This is a genomic window from Pseudomonas sp. BMW13 (genome assembly GCF_013357275.1).
Lineage (GTDB): Bacteria > Pseudomonadota > Gammaproteobacteria > Pseudomonadales > Pseudomonadaceae > Aquipseudomonas > Aquipseudomonas khazarica.
In genome coordinates this window covers 176,537-189,677 of the sequence record NZ_SUKD01000004.1, presented here as the reverse complement: position 1 = coordinate 189,677, position 13,141 = coordinate 176,537, and the positions used below count along the sequence as shown (strand labels likewise).

General features: G+C 67.0%; 12 protein-coding genes. 5 read left to right on the top strand and 7 right to left on the bottom strand.

Annotation, left to right across the window (positions count from 1 at the left end; genetic code table 11):
- The first annotated feature begins 66 nt into the window (after positions 1-66).
- Entirely contained in the window at positions 67-1,404 is a 1,338-nt protein-coding gene (locus E4487_RS04580; RefSeq protein WP_037049254.1) for an imelysin family protein, read from the top strand.
- Positions 1,405-1,513: 109 nt separating this feature from the next.
- On the opposite strand, the gene E4487_RS04575 is transcribed toward E4487_RS04580, so the two are convergent.
- Positions 1,514-2,338: an AraC family transcriptional regulator gene (locus tag E4487_RS04575; RefSeq protein WP_150606047.1), complete on the bottom strand. Its 825-nt coding sequence runs from the start codon at positions 2,336-2,338 to the stop codon at positions 1,514-1,516.
- Positions 2,339-2,344: 6 nt separating this feature from the next.
- Positions 2,345-2,914 carry a GNAT family N-acetyltransferase gene (locus E4487_RS04570; protein ID WP_175252792.1) on the bottom strand — a complete coding sequence of 190 codons (570 nt, stop codon included), beginning with the start codon at positions 2,912-2,914 and terminating at the stop codon, positions 2,345-2,347.
- Between the two features lie 205 nt (positions 2,915-3,119).
- Between E4487_RS04570 and E4487_RS04565 the strand changes: the two genes are divergently transcribed.
- Positions 3,120-6,608 carry a PAS domain-containing hybrid sensor histidine kinase/response regulator gene (locus tag E4487_RS04565; RefSeq protein ID WP_037049261.1) on the top strand — a complete coding sequence of 1,163 codons (3,489 nt, stop codon included), beginning with the start codon at positions 3,120-3,122 and terminating at the stop codon, positions 6,606-6,608.
- Between the two features lie 19 nt (positions 6,609-6,627).
- Here the strand turns inward: E4487_RS04565 and E4487_RS04560 are convergent, their stop codons facing one another.
- Positions 6,628-7,440: a MerR family transcriptional regulator gene (locus E4487_RS04560; protein WP_134677093.1), complete on the bottom strand. Its 813-nt coding sequence runs from the start codon at positions 7,438-7,440 to the stop codon at positions 6,628-6,630.
- A 293-nt stretch (positions 7,441-7,733) separates the two neighbouring features.
- Here E4487_RS04560 and E4487_RS04555 point away from each other — a divergent pair, with 293 nt between their 5' ends.
- Positions 7,734-8,651, top strand: coding sequence for an alpha/beta fold hydrolase (locus tag E4487_RS04555; protein WP_175252791.1), 918 nt, complete (start codon positions 7,734-7,736; stop codon positions 8,649-8,651).
- Positions 8,648-9,538 carry a metal-dependent hydrolase gene (locus E4487_RS04550; protein WP_134677091.1) on the top strand — a complete coding sequence of 297 codons (891 nt, stop codon included), beginning with the start codon at positions 8,648-8,650 and terminating at the stop codon, positions 9,536-9,538. The genes E4487_RS04555 and E4487_RS04550 overlap by 4 nt, the downstream gene beginning before the upstream one ends.
- 57 nt (positions 9,539-9,595) lie before the next feature.
- On the opposite strand, the gene rmuC is transcribed toward E4487_RS04550, so the two are convergent.
- Together rmuC and E4487_RS04540 are read right to left on the bottom strand one after the other, a co-directional pair.
- Positions 9,596-10,957: a DNA recombination protein RmuC gene (gene rmuC, locus E4487_RS04545; RefSeq protein WP_167494366.1), complete on the bottom strand. Its 1,362-nt coding sequence runs from the start codon at positions 10,955-10,957 to the stop codon at positions 9,596-9,598.
- 180 nt (positions 10,958-11,137) lie between these two features.
- On the bottom strand, positions 11,138-11,389 hold the full coding sequence (locus E4487_RS04540) for a hypothetical protein (protein ID WP_037049286.1): 252 nt from the start codon (positions 11,387-11,389) through the stop codon (positions 11,138-11,140).
- Between E4487_RS04540 and E4487_RS04535 the strand changes: the two genes are divergently transcribed.
- On the top strand, positions 11,388-11,684 hold the full coding sequence (locus E4487_RS04535) for a hypothetical protein (RefSeq protein WP_152489372.1): 297 nt from the start codon (positions 11,388-11,390) through the stop codon (positions 11,682-11,684). The two genes, E4487_RS04540 and E4487_RS04535, sit on opposite strands and share 2 nt — an antisense overlap.
- 143 nt (positions 11,685-11,827) lie before the next feature.
- Here the strand turns inward: E4487_RS04535 and E4487_RS04530 are convergent, their stop codons facing one another.
- Both E4487_RS04530 and E4487_RS04525 read right to left on the bottom strand, forming a co-directional pair.
- Positions 11,828-12,580 carry an RES family NAD+ phosphorylase gene (locus E4487_RS04530; RefSeq protein WP_037049289.1) on the bottom strand — a complete coding sequence of 251 codons (753 nt, stop codon included), beginning with the start codon at positions 12,578-12,580 and terminating at the stop codon, positions 11,828-11,830.
- Between the two features lie 73 nt (positions 12,581-12,653).
- Positions 12,654-13,025 (bottom strand): XRE family transcriptional regulator, encoded by a 372-nt coding sequence (locus E4487_RS04525; RefSeq protein ID WP_037049292.1) that lies wholly within the window; start codon positions 13,023-13,025, stop codon positions 12,654-12,656.
- Positions 13,026-13,141: the final 116 nt, after the last annotated feature.

The following is a 13,141-nucleotide window of genomic DNA, read 5'->3' as shown; positions in this document are numbered from 1 at the left end:
TTATGTCGCAGTTTTTCAGGTACCACCGAGTATCAGGCCCATTTCGTTAACGCAAAGGACCCCGCCATGATTCGTATGCCCCTGGCCTCCGCCAGCCTGCTGGCCATCGCCATTTCCCTCGCTGGCTGCGGCGAAGACAAAGCCCCCGCTCCGCAGGCCGCCGCACCTGCCGCCGCCACCGAGAGCGCGGCCCCTGCGCCTGCCGCGAAGGTCGACGAGGCTGCTGCGAAGGCGGTGGTCAATCATTACGCCGACCTGGCCTTCGCGGTCTTCAGCGACGCCGCCAGCACCGGCAAGGCGCTGCAGAGCGCGGTCGACGCCCTGCTCGCCGAGCCCAGCGAAGCCAACCTGAAAGCCGCGCGTGAAGCCTGGCTGGCGGCCCGTGTGCCTTACATGCAGAGCGAAGTGTTCCGCTTCGGCAACCCGGTGGTGGACGAGTGGGAAGGTCAGCTCAACGCCTGGCCGCTGGACGAAGGCCTGATCGACTACGTGGCCGACGACTACCAGCACGCACTGGGCAACCCGGGCGCGCAAGCCAACATCATCGCCAACACCGAGATCCAGGTCGGCGAAGACAAGCTCGACGTCACCGAGATCAACGGTGAGCTGCTGGCCAGCCTGAACGAGCTGGGCGGTTCCGAGGCCAACGTCGCCACCGGTTACCACGCCATCGAATTCCTGCTCTGGGGCCAGGACCTGAACGGCACCAACCCGGGTGCCGGCGAGCGTCCGTACACCGACTACCTGGTTGGCGATGGTGCCACCGGTGGCCACAACGAGCGTCGCCGTGCCTTCCTCAAGGCCGCGACCGATCTGCTGGTCAGCGACCTGAATGACATGGTCGAGCAGTGGAAGGACGGCGTCGAAGGCAACTACCGCAGCGAGCTGGTCGCCGACTCGGGCGAGAACGGCCTGCGCAAGATGCTGTTCGGCATGGGCAGCCTGTCGCTGGGCGAACTGGCCGGCGAGCGCATGAAGGTCGCGCTGGAAGCCAACTCCACCGAAGACGAGCACGACTGCTTCAGCGACAACACGCACAACTCGCACTTCTACAACGGCAAGGGCATTCGCAACGTCTACCTGGGCGAGTACAAGAAGGTCGACGGCAGCACCCTGACCGGCCCGAGCCTGGCCGACCTGGTGGCCAAGGCCGACGCCCAGGCCGACACCACGCTCAAGGCCGACCTGCAGGACACCGAAGCCAAGCTGCAGGCCCTGGTCGACAGCGCCGAGAAGAACAACGTGCACTTCGATCAGCTGATCGCCGCCGACAACGCCGAAGGCCAGCAACTGGTACGCGACGCCATCGCCGCCCTGGTCAAGCAGACCGGTGCCATCGAGCAGGCAGCCGGCAAGCTGGGCATCAGCGACCTGAACCCGGACACCGCCGATCACGAATTCTGATCGACCCTGCCCGTGAAGAACCGGCGTACCCGTGAGGGGCGCCGGTTTTTTTATGCCTGGATGCCGGGAACACAACGGCTCTGCGAGCCCGACCTGGCCTGAGCAGGGATCAGCTCAGACAGGCCTTGCGGTACTCGCCGGGGCTGACGCCATAGACCTGCTTGAACTGCCGCGAAAGATGGCTCTGGTCGGCGAAGCCCAGCTGCGTGGCCACGCCGATCGCGGAGCAACCGCTCCTGAGCAGCGCCCGCGCCTGTTCGAGACGCCGCTGCTTGAGCCAGGCATGGGGGGGCAAGCCCGTCGCGCGGCGGAACACCCGGGCGAAGTGGAAGGGGGACAGATTGACCGCGGCGGCGAGCTCTTCCAGCGATGGCGGCTCGAGCAACTGCTCGGCGAGCATCTGCTTGGCGCAGGATACCGCCCAGGGTTCGCGCCCCGGCGCGGCCGCCTCGCCGACCCGCCCGTGGTGCTGGAACAGCAGCAGAATCGCCTCGCGCCAGGCCAGTTGCTGCTGCAGCGCCTCGGCGCCGTCCTCCAGCAGGCGATGCAGCTGCAGGAAGGCCGTGTGCAGACGCGGGTCATCCAGCACGCTGACGGCGAACGAGGGCATGCCGGACCTGGCCAGCCCGAGTTCCTGCAACGCCCCCAGCACCTGGGCGTTGTCGGGATAGAAGCCGCGGTAGCGCCAACCGTCGTCGTGCGCCTTGGAGCCGGTGTGCACCTCGTCCGGGTTGATCAGCACCATGCTGCCCTGCGGCGCCAGGTGATCGCTGCCACGGTGGCGGAAACGCTGGGCGCCGTGCTCGATCACGGTGAAGACGAACCCCTCGTGCACGTGCGGGGCGAAGCGTTGCTGGAGATAGCGCGCCTGCAGCAGCTCGACGCCACACAGCGCCGAGGCCTGCCAGAAACGGGTCTGCTCGCGACTCTCCATCAGGGCTCAGGCGCCGAAGCGTGCCTCCAGGGCATCCCGCACGGCCGGCCACTCCAGGTCGGTCATGCTGTAGAGAACGGTATCGTCGAGGCGGCCATCGGCCAGCCGGCGGTGGTTGCGCAGCAGCCCTTCACGCACGGCGCCGAGCTTCTCGATGGCGCGTTGCGAGCGCAGGTTGCTGCCGGCGGTCTTCAACTGCACGCGCACCATGCCCCAGTTGTCGAAGGCATGCCTGAGCATCAGGTACTTGATCGTGCCGTTCAGGCCGGTGCCGTGCTGGCTGCGGTCGAGCCAGGTCCAGCCGATCTCGCAGGCCGGCAGGGTGTTCATGAATTCGGCGAAGCGCGTGGTGCCGACCAGTTCGTCACCGAGACGCACGATGAACGGCAACGCGCGCTGCTCACGCAGATCGGCCAGCGCACTGCGGTACCAGTCCAGGCGCTGAGTGCCGCTCATGTACAGCAGTTCGTCGCGATTGCTTTCGGCCAGTGCCACCAGCGCCGGGATGTCGGCATCGGACAGCGGTTCCAGGCGCAGGGCGCCCCGTTGCAACGTCACCAGTTGCGGCTTGAACATAGGGTCCTTCCTCGGACAGAGTCGCAAACCCGGCACGCTATCAGGCCAGTGCCTGCGGCACAATCAAGTCCTGTCGCAAAGTGCGCCGGGCAGCCTGCGACCTTGGTCGCAGCCGACGAACTGCCGCTTTGTGCAACACTGATCATCATCAGCCTCGCCTCGGGTGCCAGGCTCACCTCATTCCACCCTGCGTTCCGGAGCCTGCATGTCGCTGTCCCCCGGGCTGATCGCCGCGGTCGCCCTCCTCTACATGGCCATCCTGTTCTCCATCGCCTTCTATGGAGACCGCCGCAGCACGCCCATGCCGCCGAAGATTCGCGCCTGGGTCTACTCGCTGTCGCTGGCCGTGTACTGCACCAGCTGGACCTTCTTCGGCGCCGTGGGCCAGGCCGCCGAGCAGCTGTGGTCGTTCCTGCCCATCTACCTCGGGCCGATCATCCTCATGCTGAGCATGCCCTGGGTGCTGCAGAAGATGGTGATGATCAGCAAGCAGGAGAACATCACCTCCATCGCCGACTTCATCGCCGCGCGCTACGGCAAGTCGCAGTCGCTGGCCATCGTCGTGGCGCTGATCTGCCTGGTCGGCGTGCTGCCCTACATCGCCCTGCAGCTCAAGGGCATCGTGCTCGGGGTCAACCTGCTGATCGGCGAGCATGCGCTGGACACCGGCACCAGCGCGCAGGACACCGCCCTGATCGTGTCCCTGGTACTGGCCCTGTTCACCATCCTGTTCGGCACGCGCAACCTCGACGTCACCGAACACCACCGGGGCATGGTGCTGGCGATCGCCTTCGAGTCGCTGGTCAAGCTGCTGGCCTTCCTCGCCGTGGGCGCCTTCGTCACCTTCGGCCTGTACAACGGCTTCAACGACCTGCTCGCCCAGGCCCACAGCACCCCCGAGCTGGACAGCTTCTGGAACGAGGCGGTGAACTGGCCGGCCATGCTGGTACAGACCGGCATGGCGATGATCGCCATCGTCTGCCTGCCACGGCAGTTCCATGTCACCGTGGTCGAGAACATCGAGCCCAAGGACCTGCGCCTGGCACGCTGGGTGTTTCCGGCCTACCTGGTGCTGGCCGTGCTGTTCGTCGTGCCCATCGCCCTGGCCGGGCAGATGCTGCTGCCGGCCGGCGTCACCCCCGACTCCTTCGTCATCAGCCTGCCCCTGGCCGAAGCGCATCCGGGCCTGGCGGTGCTGGCCTTCATTGGTGGGGCCTCGGCCGCCACCGGCATGGTGATCGTCGCCTCGGTGGCGCTGTCGACCATGATCTCCAACGACATGCTGCTGCCCTGGCTGCTGCGCCGGCAGAGCACCGAGCGCCCGTTCGAGGCCTTCCGCCACTGGATGCTCACTGCCCGCCGGGTCAGCATCGTGCTGATCCTGCTGCTGGCCTACGTCTGCTATCGCCTGCTCGGTGAAGGCACCAGCCTGGCCACCATCGGCCAGGTGTCCTTCGCCGCCATCGGCCAGCTCGCGCCGGCCATGTTCGGCGCCCTGGTGTGGAAACAGGCCAACCGTCGCGGCGTCTTCGCCGGCCTGATCGTCGGCGCGCTGCTGTGGTTCTACACCCTGGTGCTGCCGTTGGCCGCCCGTGGCATGGGCTGGTCGCTGCACGGTTTCCCCGGGCTGACCACTCTGCTGTACGCCCCCATCGGCCTGCACGTCGACCCGCTGACCCGTGGCGTGGTGCTGTCGCTGGCCGGCAACATGCTGCTGTTCGCCTGGGTCTCCTGGTTCTCCCGCACGCGCGTTTCCGAGCACTGGCAAGCCGGTCGTTTCATCGGCCATGACCTGGGCACCAAGCCGAGCGGGCGCAGCCTGCTGGCCGTGCAGGTAGCGGACCTGCTGATGCTGTCCAGCCGCTTCGTCGGCGAGGAACGGGCGCGGCAGAGCTTCACCCGCTTCGCCCTGCGCCAGGGCAAAGGCAAGGACTTCGACCCCAACCAGCCGGCCAACAGCGAATGGATCGCGCATACCGAGCGCCTGCTCGCCGGGGTCCTGGGGGCCTCCTCGACCCGCGCCGTGGTCAGGGCCGCGATCGAAGGCCGGGAAATGCAGGTCGAGGATGTGGTGCGCATCGTCGACGAGGCCAGCGAGGTGCTGCAGTTCAACCGCGCCCTGCTGCAAGGGGCGATCGAGAACATCACCCAGGGCATCAGCGTGGTCGACCAGAACCTGCGCCTGGTGGCCTGGAACCATCGCTACCTGGAGCTGTTCGAGTACCCCGAAGGGCTGATCTACGTCGGCCGACCGATTGCCGAGATCATCCGCTTCAACGCCCAGCGCGGCATGCTCGGCGGCGGCGATGTCGAGGAGAACGTGGCCAAGCGCCTGTACTGGATGCGCCAGGGCACCGCGCACAGCTACGAACGGGTGTTCCCCAACGGCCGGGTGATCGAGCTGATCGGCAACCCCATGCCCGGCGGCGGCTTCGTCATGAGCTTCACCGACATCACCGAATTCCGCGAAGCCGAGCGCGCCCTCAAGGATGCCAACGAGAGCCTGGAGCGGCGTGTCGCCGAACGTACCCACGAGCTGTCGAAACTGAACCAGGCGCTGACCGAGGCCAAGGCGCACGCCGAGGCCGCCAACCAGTCGAAGACGCGCTTCCTCGCGGCGGTCAGCCATGACCTGATGCAGCCGCTGAATGCCGCGCGCCTGTTCTCCGCGGCGCTGGCCCACCAGGACGAAGCTCTGCCCGGCGAAGCGCAGGAGCTGGTCAGGCACCTGGACAGCTCGCTGCGCTCGGCCGAGGACCTGATCACCGACCTGCTGGACATCTCGCGCCTGGAGAACGGCCGCATCGCCCCGGATCGCCATCCGTTCGCCCTCTCCAACCTGTTCGATACCCTCGCCGCCGAGTTCGGCGTGCTGGCCGTGGAACAGGGCATCGACCTGCGCGTGCACGGCAGTCGCGAATGGGTCGACAGCGACATCAAGCTGCTGCGCCGGGTGCTGCAGAACTTCCTCACCAACGCCTTCCGCTACGCCAAGGGCCGTGTCGTGCTCGGCGTGCGCCGCGAGGGCGGGCAGCTGCGCCTGGAGGTCTGGGACCGGGGCGCGGGGATTCCCGAGGACAAGCGCAAGGTGATCTTCGAGGAATTCAAGCGCCTGGACAGCCACCAGACGCGCGCCGAGAAAGGCCTGGGCCTGGGCCTGGCGATTGCCGACGGGCTCTGCCGGGTACTGTCCCACCGCCTCGAGGTGCGCTCCTGGCCGGGCAAGGGCAGCGTGTTCAGCGTCAGCGTGCCACTGGCCAGAAAGCCCGCAGCGAAGCCCCAGGCCCCCGCCCTGTCCGCGACGGACGGCCAGCCGCTGCAGGGCATCCAGGTGATCTGCATCGACAACGAGGACAGCATCCTCACCGGCATGTACAGCCTGCTGTCGCGCTGGGGCTGCCAGGTGTGGACGGCGCGCAACCGCCTGGAGTGCGAGCACCTGCTCAGCGAGGAGGTGCATCCGCAGCTGGCCCTGGTCGACTACCACCTGGACGAGGGAGAGACCGGCACCGAGCTGATGGCCTGGCTGCGCACCCGCCTGGGCGAACCGGTGCCCGGCGTGGTGATCAGTGCCGACGGCCGCCCCGAGCTGGTCGCCGCCGTGCATGCCGCGGGCCTCGACTACCTGCCCAAGCCGGTCAAGCCCGCCGCCCTGCGCGCCCTGCTCAGCCGCCATCTGGTCCTGCGCGGCTGATCGGACAGGTGGCGGACGACTAGCTGCGCTGCAGGAAGCCCTGCAGCAGCTGATGCACGCGCTCGCTGAGCTCACGGTTGGCGGCCACCGGCAGACCACGCGCCAGCTCGGCCTCGACCACCTGCTCGACGAGCGGACGCAGCTGCAGCAGCTGGGCGCTGAGGCCCTCGAGCTGATCGGCATGCGGCAGCGAGGTCTGCAACAGCGGGTTGACCAGATGACCGGCGATCATCTGCACGATGCCGGTGGAGACCTGCTCGACATGCCGCCGGATCGACTCCAGCTCATCGAGCAGCGCCGGCAGGGGAATGCCGGCGCGATACAGCTGCACCCCGGCCGAGAACAACCGCGGGCTAGGCACGCTGAGGTGATCGCCGGCGAACTGCAGCAGGCCCATGGCCTGTGCCCGCTCGATCAGCGCGTCATCCAGATCGTCAGCGAAGATCGCCTGCAACTCGGCGAACTCCAGGCGCCCCGGCTGCTCCGGTTCCCCCGGGCCACGGATGGCCTGCTCGAGCCCCAGCACGTGAGCCAGATCGCGCCCCTGGGACCAGGCGTCGAACAGCTCGCGAATGCTGGCGATGCTGTAGCCGCGCTCCAGCAACTGGCCGATCAGGCGCAGCCGCGCCAGGTGCTCGCCACTGTAGATGCCGACACGCCCACGCCGCTCCGGCGGCGACAGCAGCCCGCGATCCTGATAGGCGCGCACGTTGCGCACGGTGGTCTGCGCGGCCTGGGCCAGCTCGTCGACCGTGTATTCGGCGACGGCCGCCGCCGACGCCGGTGCGGCGCTGCCGAGCAGGCGCTGAAAGAACAGGGAAACCTCAGTCATGCGCCGATCATAGTCTGGCGCCGAGGCCGTCGCCAACCGTTGCCGGCGCCCCAACCAAGGGCTGGACTTGCTCACCATTGCCCCGGCCGAAAACCGCCGTTGCTGGCGCTGTCCCCCGTTGCAGAGCGCTTCGACACGCGCCGGTAACGCCGTAACGCTTGCGCTCGAACGCTGGCGCAACGACTAGGCAAAGGCCACCTGGCGCTCAACAATGACAATTACATCAAACAATGTAATCGTCATTGCCCGGAGCCTGCCATGTTCCCGCTCATCCTGCTCGTCGGTCCTAGCCGATGAACGCGCCCCTGCAACGCCACGACCTGCCGCCGCAGCAACTGGACGTTCACAGCGACGGCCTGCGCCTGCGCAGTTACATCTGGGACAAGGCCGATGCCCCGACCCTGCTGCTGGTGCATGGCTATCCGGATAATCACGAGGTCTGGCTGCCGCTGATCCGCGAGCTGGCCAACGACTACCGCATCGTCGCCTACGACGTGCGTGGCTGCGGCACGTCGCAGGTGCCGCGACGCGTGCAGGACTACCGCCTGCCACAGCTGGCGCGCGACCTCGAAGCGGTCATCCACACCACCAGCGCAGGTCGCCGGGTGCACCTGGTCGCCCACGACTGGGGCTCGATCCAGAGCTGGGAAGCGGTGACCGAACCACGCATCCAGCCGCTGCTGGCGTCCTACACCAGCCTCTCCGGACCGTGCCTCGACCATGTCGGCCACTGGCTGCGCGAACGCCTGAGCCTGCGCCGCCCCAGGGCGCTGCTGCAGGCGCTGGGTCAGTTGCTCAGCTCCTGGTACATCGCCTTCTTCCACACCCCGCTGCTGCCGGAGCTGTGCTGGCGCCTGGGTCTGGATCGCGCCTGGCCCTGGTTGCTGAGCCGCCTGGAGGGCGTCAGCGAGCTACCCCCCAGCAGCACGCAACGCGCCGACGGCATGCGCGGCGTGCAGCTGTATCGCGCCAACTTCATCCGCAGCCTGCTGCATCCGCGTACGCGCAGTACCCGTGTGCCCCTGCAGCTGATCGTGCCGCTGAACGACCGCTTCGTGCGCCCGCAGCTGTTCGACGACCTGCAGCACTGGGCGCCGTTGCTGACCCGCCGCGAAGTGCGCGCCGGCCACTGGCAGCTGCTGGCCAAACCGGCCAGGCTGGCCGGCTGGCTGCGCGATTACGTCAACGAACTGGAACGAGCGCAACCATGAATCCAGGCAAGCAACCCGCCCTGCAACAGCGCAAGGTGCGCTTCGATTTCAGCGACACGCCTCTGCACTGGGTGCCGAACGAGCCGGAGGCCTCGCACATCATGAACGGCCTGCACCTGTTGCTGCCGGCCGGCGAGTTCTGGTTCTGCAAGGTGTACAACAAGGCCCTGCCGCAGGTCAGCGACCCCGGGCTGCGCGAGGACGTGCGCGGGTTCGTGCTGCAGGAGGCACAGCACGCCCGGGCCCACGGCAGCGCGCTGACCCCTTACCTGCGCCGCCACGGCATCGATCCGCGCCCCTTCACACGCAAGGTCGACTGGCTGTTCGACAAGCTGCTGTGCGACTACCCCCTGGGAGAAAATCGCCTGAGCCGGCGTCTGCAAACCTGGTGGTTACGCCAGCGCGTCGGCCTGATCGCGGCGGTGGAACACTTCACCTGCGTGCTGGGAGATTGGGTGGTCAACAGCCGTGGGCTCGATCACGCCGACCCGGTGATGCTCGACCTGTTGCGCTGGCACGGCGCCGAGGAAGTGGAACACCGCTGCGTCGCCCACGACCTGCACGTCCACCTGGGCGGCAGCCTGGCGATGCGCTGGCTGTTCATGCTGATCGCCTCTCCGGCGCTGCTCTACCTGTTCAGCGATGCGATGAAGGTGATGATGCGCCAGGACCCGGCCACGCGTTATCGCCCGGGGTTCCTGCGCATGTGGCATGACCTGGGCAAGCGCGGCCTGCTGCCGAGCACCGCCAGCGTCGGACGTTCCGTGCTGCGCTACTTCGATCCGCGCTTTCACCCGCGCATCGAGGGCGACCTGCAGGCCGCGCTGGACTATCTGGCCAGCTCGCCGGCGGCCCTGCGCGCAGCTGCGGAGAAAGGCGCCGCGTGAACGCCTGGGCAGTGCGAGTGCAACGGCGCGGCGGCCTGGATCAGCGCCGAACGCCGCTCACTCGCCCAGCTCATCCAGCGCCGGCAGATCGGCGGAACGCTCGAGCAGTTCGCCCGGCAGGCTCTTGCTGGCGCGTGCGCCCAGCAGCTTGAGGTTCTCCACCCGGCCAACCAGATTGCCACGCCCTTCGACCAGCTTGTTGCGGGCGCTGGCGTAGGCCTTGTCCAGCTGCTGCAGGCGACTGCCCATCTCGTCCAGGTCGGCGACGAAGGCCACGAACTTGTCGTATAGCTGGCCGGCGCGCTCGGCGATCTCGCGGGCGTTCTGGCCCTGGCGCTCCTGGCGCCAGAGGCTGTCGATGACCCGCAGGGTGGCCAGCAAGGTGGTCGGGCTGACGATCACCACCTGTTGCTCGAACGCCTCCTGGAACAGGTCCGGCTCGGCCTGCAAGGCGGCCGCGAAGGCCGCCTCGATCGGTACGAAGAGCAGGACGAAGTCCAGGCTGTGCAGGCCTTCGAGACGCTGGTAGTCCTTGCCGGAAAGGCCCTTCAGGTGACTGCGCAAGGAGACGAGATGCTGCTTGAGCGCCTGCTGGCGTACCGCCTCGTCAGCGGCTGCGACATAGTGCTGGTAGGCGCTGAGGCTGACCTTGGCATCGACCACCACCTGCCTGTCGCCCGGCAGACGAATCAGCACATCGGGCTGGAAACGCTCGCCACCGGCGCCCTTGAGGCTGACCTGGGTCTGGTACTCGCGGCCCTTCTCCAGGCCGGCATGCTCCAGCACACGTTCGAGCACCAGCTCGCCCCAGTTGCCCTGGGTCTTCTGCCCTTTCAGCGCTCGCGTCAGGTTGGTCGCCTCGTCGCCCAGGCGCTGGTTGAGCTGCTGCAGGCGCTCCAGTTCCTTGCCCAGGGAGAAGCGCTCGCGCGCCTCCTGCTGATAGCTCTCGTCGACACGCTTCTCGAACGCCTGGATGCGCTCCTTGAGCGGATCGAGCAACTGCCCGAGGCGTTGCTGGCTGGTCTCGGCAAAGCGCTGCTCGCGCTCGTCGAAGATCGCCGTGGCCAGCTCGGCGAACTGGGCGCGCAGCTCGTTGCGTGCACCCTGCAGGTCATCGAGACGCTGTTGCTGGTTGTCGCGATTCTCCTGCAGCTCGGCGGCCAGCGCCGCGCACTCGGCGGTCAGCCGGCGCAGTTCGGCTTCGTTGCGCTCACGTTGCTGGTTCCAGGATTGTGCCGCCTCGCGCGAGATCTGCCGCTCCTGCTGCAGCAACTCGTTCTCGCGACGCAGGCCAGCCAGTTCGGTCTGCTGATCGACCTTGATCTCACTGACCTCGGCCAGCTCGGCGCGGCAGGCATCGAGCTGCGCGAGCACACCGGCCTGGCCGAGTTGTGCGTGTTCCAGGCGCTCCTGCAACAGCGCCTGTTCGCTCTGTTCGCGGGCCAGCCGGCGTTGCAGTGACCAGATGCCGGCCAGGAGCGGCACCAGCGCCGCGACGGCACCGATGGCAAGAGAGAGGGGATCGATTGGCATAGACGCTCCATGTTTGACCGCCGAGCAGTATACCCAGCGGACGATTCACACGGGGCCAGTACGCGGTCAGCGCGACAGACGCTGCAGTTCCTGCTGGGCACCGCGATCACCCGCGCGGGCGGCCTGGCGCAGCAGCTCGTAGCCGATGCGGCGGTCACGGGTGTTGCCGCAGTCGCGGCAGAGCAGCTGACCCAGGCGACTCTGCGCCTGCACGCAGCCTTTGCGTGCAGGCTGCTTGAGCAGGTTGCCGGCGATGCGCTTGACGCTGGGCGTCTTGCCCAGACGCGGATTGTCGAGCAGCCACAGCGCGACGCGCATGGGCAGACGAGAAGAGCTTGGACGGGCTGCGGAGGATGACGACGGTAAAGCGCGAGGCATAAGAAAAACAGGGGTAACTGCCGGGGCGCGCCACTCTACTCCTTTTTTTGCCAAGGTAAAGTCCCGCCAGGCGATTGTTTCGGGCGACTCCGCCAGCCCCGCCACACAATCCACAGAACCTGTGGATAACTCCGTGCACAACTTGGGCGAAAGCGCCGTCAGGCCCGATGCCATGGGCGCTCCGGTCAAACTGACGATTTTTTCACCAATGAAAAAAATGCATATTTTTCATTGACTTAAAAATCAACCACGAAAAATCAAACGTTTAGCGGCGGTTCTGACAGTGAGATGACAGGCTGCCTCAGCATTGTGCACAACTCCGTGCGACATATCCGCGCAGCGCTCTGTTTCGGGGCATCGCCAGCGCTGCGGCAGCATTCATGCGGGGTGTGGCAACTGCCCTTGCACCAGAAACTGCTCCCAGCGAAACAGTCGCGGCTGTCCGGGAACCTGAGCGGGCTTGAACGCCACGTAATCACCCGTGGTTTCGCACAACCAGGCCGTGAGGTTGCGTGGCCGTTTCTCGGCGAACGCCTGCGGCACATAGAGCGCGACATTGCTGCCACCTGCGGGGCAACGCGCCGAGCGGTACTCGAACGCCTGGATATCCGCCGCGCGCATCGCCGCGCCCAGCCGCTGGGCGACGCTGTAATCGCTGGGATGCGCGAGCAGCGCGGCATGCGCATCGAAGGGCGGCAACTGCAACTGGATACCGCGCTCGACGCGATAACGCGCCTCGAAGGTCGAGTGCTCGGAGAGGATGCGCCCACTGGGCGGCGGGCTGAGCATGCCGTTCCACAGCACGAAACGGTAGTACGCCGCCTCGGCCATCGCCGTCTGCAGATGCTGCGCGGCGTAGAACAGACTCGGCTCGTGCACCGTGCCGAAGCGCGAGCCCCAGCGCAGCGGTGGATAACGGAACGGCGTCTTGAGCAGATAGTGCAGCGGCTCGGCAGCCTCGGGCAGCGGCGGCTTGCTGTTCTCCAGCAGGTCTTCGAGCAGCGCCTGCTCCGCCAGGTTGTCCACCAGTTGCGAGGTGGCCACCTGCGCCTGGCTTTCCACCATGCGCAGCAGCTTGCCGCGTAGCGGGCGAACCTGCCGTTCGCCCGCGCATTGTTGCCAGATGTCCATGGCGATCACTCCCGAGAGTAGAGCCTGTACTCGACGCGGCACGGTCGGCGCGCAGCAGGCTGCGAGTGGCGGCTCAGACCTTGCCGCGAATGGCGTCCAGGTACTCGACGACACGCACCAGGCCCTGTACCTGCCCCATCTGCTGCAGTGGCACGCCAGCCAGATGACGGTTCTCGGTACGCAGGAAGTGCCGCATGTCCTGCAGGTTGCCGCCAAACAGGGCGAACAACGCCCGGTAGGCGCGGATCAGCAACAACGCCAGCTCACCGGTCTTGCTCTGCGGACGCAAGCCGCCCTGCTCCCCCCAGCGACTGATGGCGCTGCGGTGCACACCGACGATATCGGCCAGCTCCTGCTGGGTCAGGCCCAGCTGCTCACGGGTATTGAGCAACGCCTTGGCCAGCACCGCATCGGCATCAGGCTGGCTGCGAATCAATGCACTCATCACATCCTCCCTTCAGCTTGTTTTCAACAAAATACATATGAAAAGCCATGAACACACCATAGCACGGAAAGCGGCTTGGCACCCAGGGGAGCATCGGTTAACGTCGGCGCCAGTGC

Excerpts from the sequence above, each read along its gene's own strand:
- E4487_RS04580 (WP_037049254.1), top strand. The coding sequence starts at position 67 with ATGATTCGTATGCCCCTGGCCTCCGCCAGCCTGCTGGCCATCGCCATT.
- E4487_RS04575 (WP_150606047.1), bottom strand. The coding sequence starts at position 2,338 with ATGGAGAGTCGCGAGCAGACCCGTTTCTGGCAGGCCTCGGCGCTGTGT.
- E4487_RS04570 (WP_175252792.1), bottom strand. The coding sequence starts at position 2,914 with ATGTTCAAGCCGCAACTGGTGACGTTGCAACGGGGCGCCCTGCGCCTG.
- E4487_RS04565 (WP_037049261.1), top strand. The coding sequence starts at position 3,120 with ATGTCGCTGTCCCCCGGGCTGATCGCCGCGGTCGCCCTCCTCTACATG.
- E4487_RS04560 (WP_134677093.1), bottom strand. The coding sequence starts at position 7,440 with ATGACTGAGGTTTCCCTGTTCTTTCAGCGCCTGCTCGGCAGCGCCGCA.
- E4487_RS04555 (WP_175252791.1), top strand. The coding sequence starts at position 7,734 with ATGAACGCGCCCCTGCAACGCCACGACCTGCCGCCGCAGCAACTGGAC.
- E4487_RS04550 (WP_134677091.1), top strand. The coding sequence starts at position 8,648 with ATGAATCCAGGCAAGCAACCCGCCCTGCAACAGCGCAAGGTGCGCTTC.
- E4487_RS04535 (WP_152489372.1), top strand. The coding sequence starts at position 11,388 with ATGGGCAGACGAGAAGAGCTTGGACGGGCTGCGGAGGATGACGACGGT.
- E4487_RS04540 (WP_037049286.1), bottom strand. The coding sequence starts at position 11,389 with ATGCGCGTCGCGCTGTGGCTGCTCGACAATCCGCGTCTGGGCAAGACG.
- E4487_RS04530 (WP_037049289.1), bottom strand. The coding sequence starts at position 12,580 with ATGGACATCTGGCAACAATGCGCGGGCGAACGGCAGGTTCGCCCGCTA.
- E4487_RS04525 (WP_037049292.1), bottom strand. The coding sequence starts at position 13,025 with ATGAGTGCATTGATTCGCAGCCAGCCTGATGCCGATGCGGTGCTGGCC.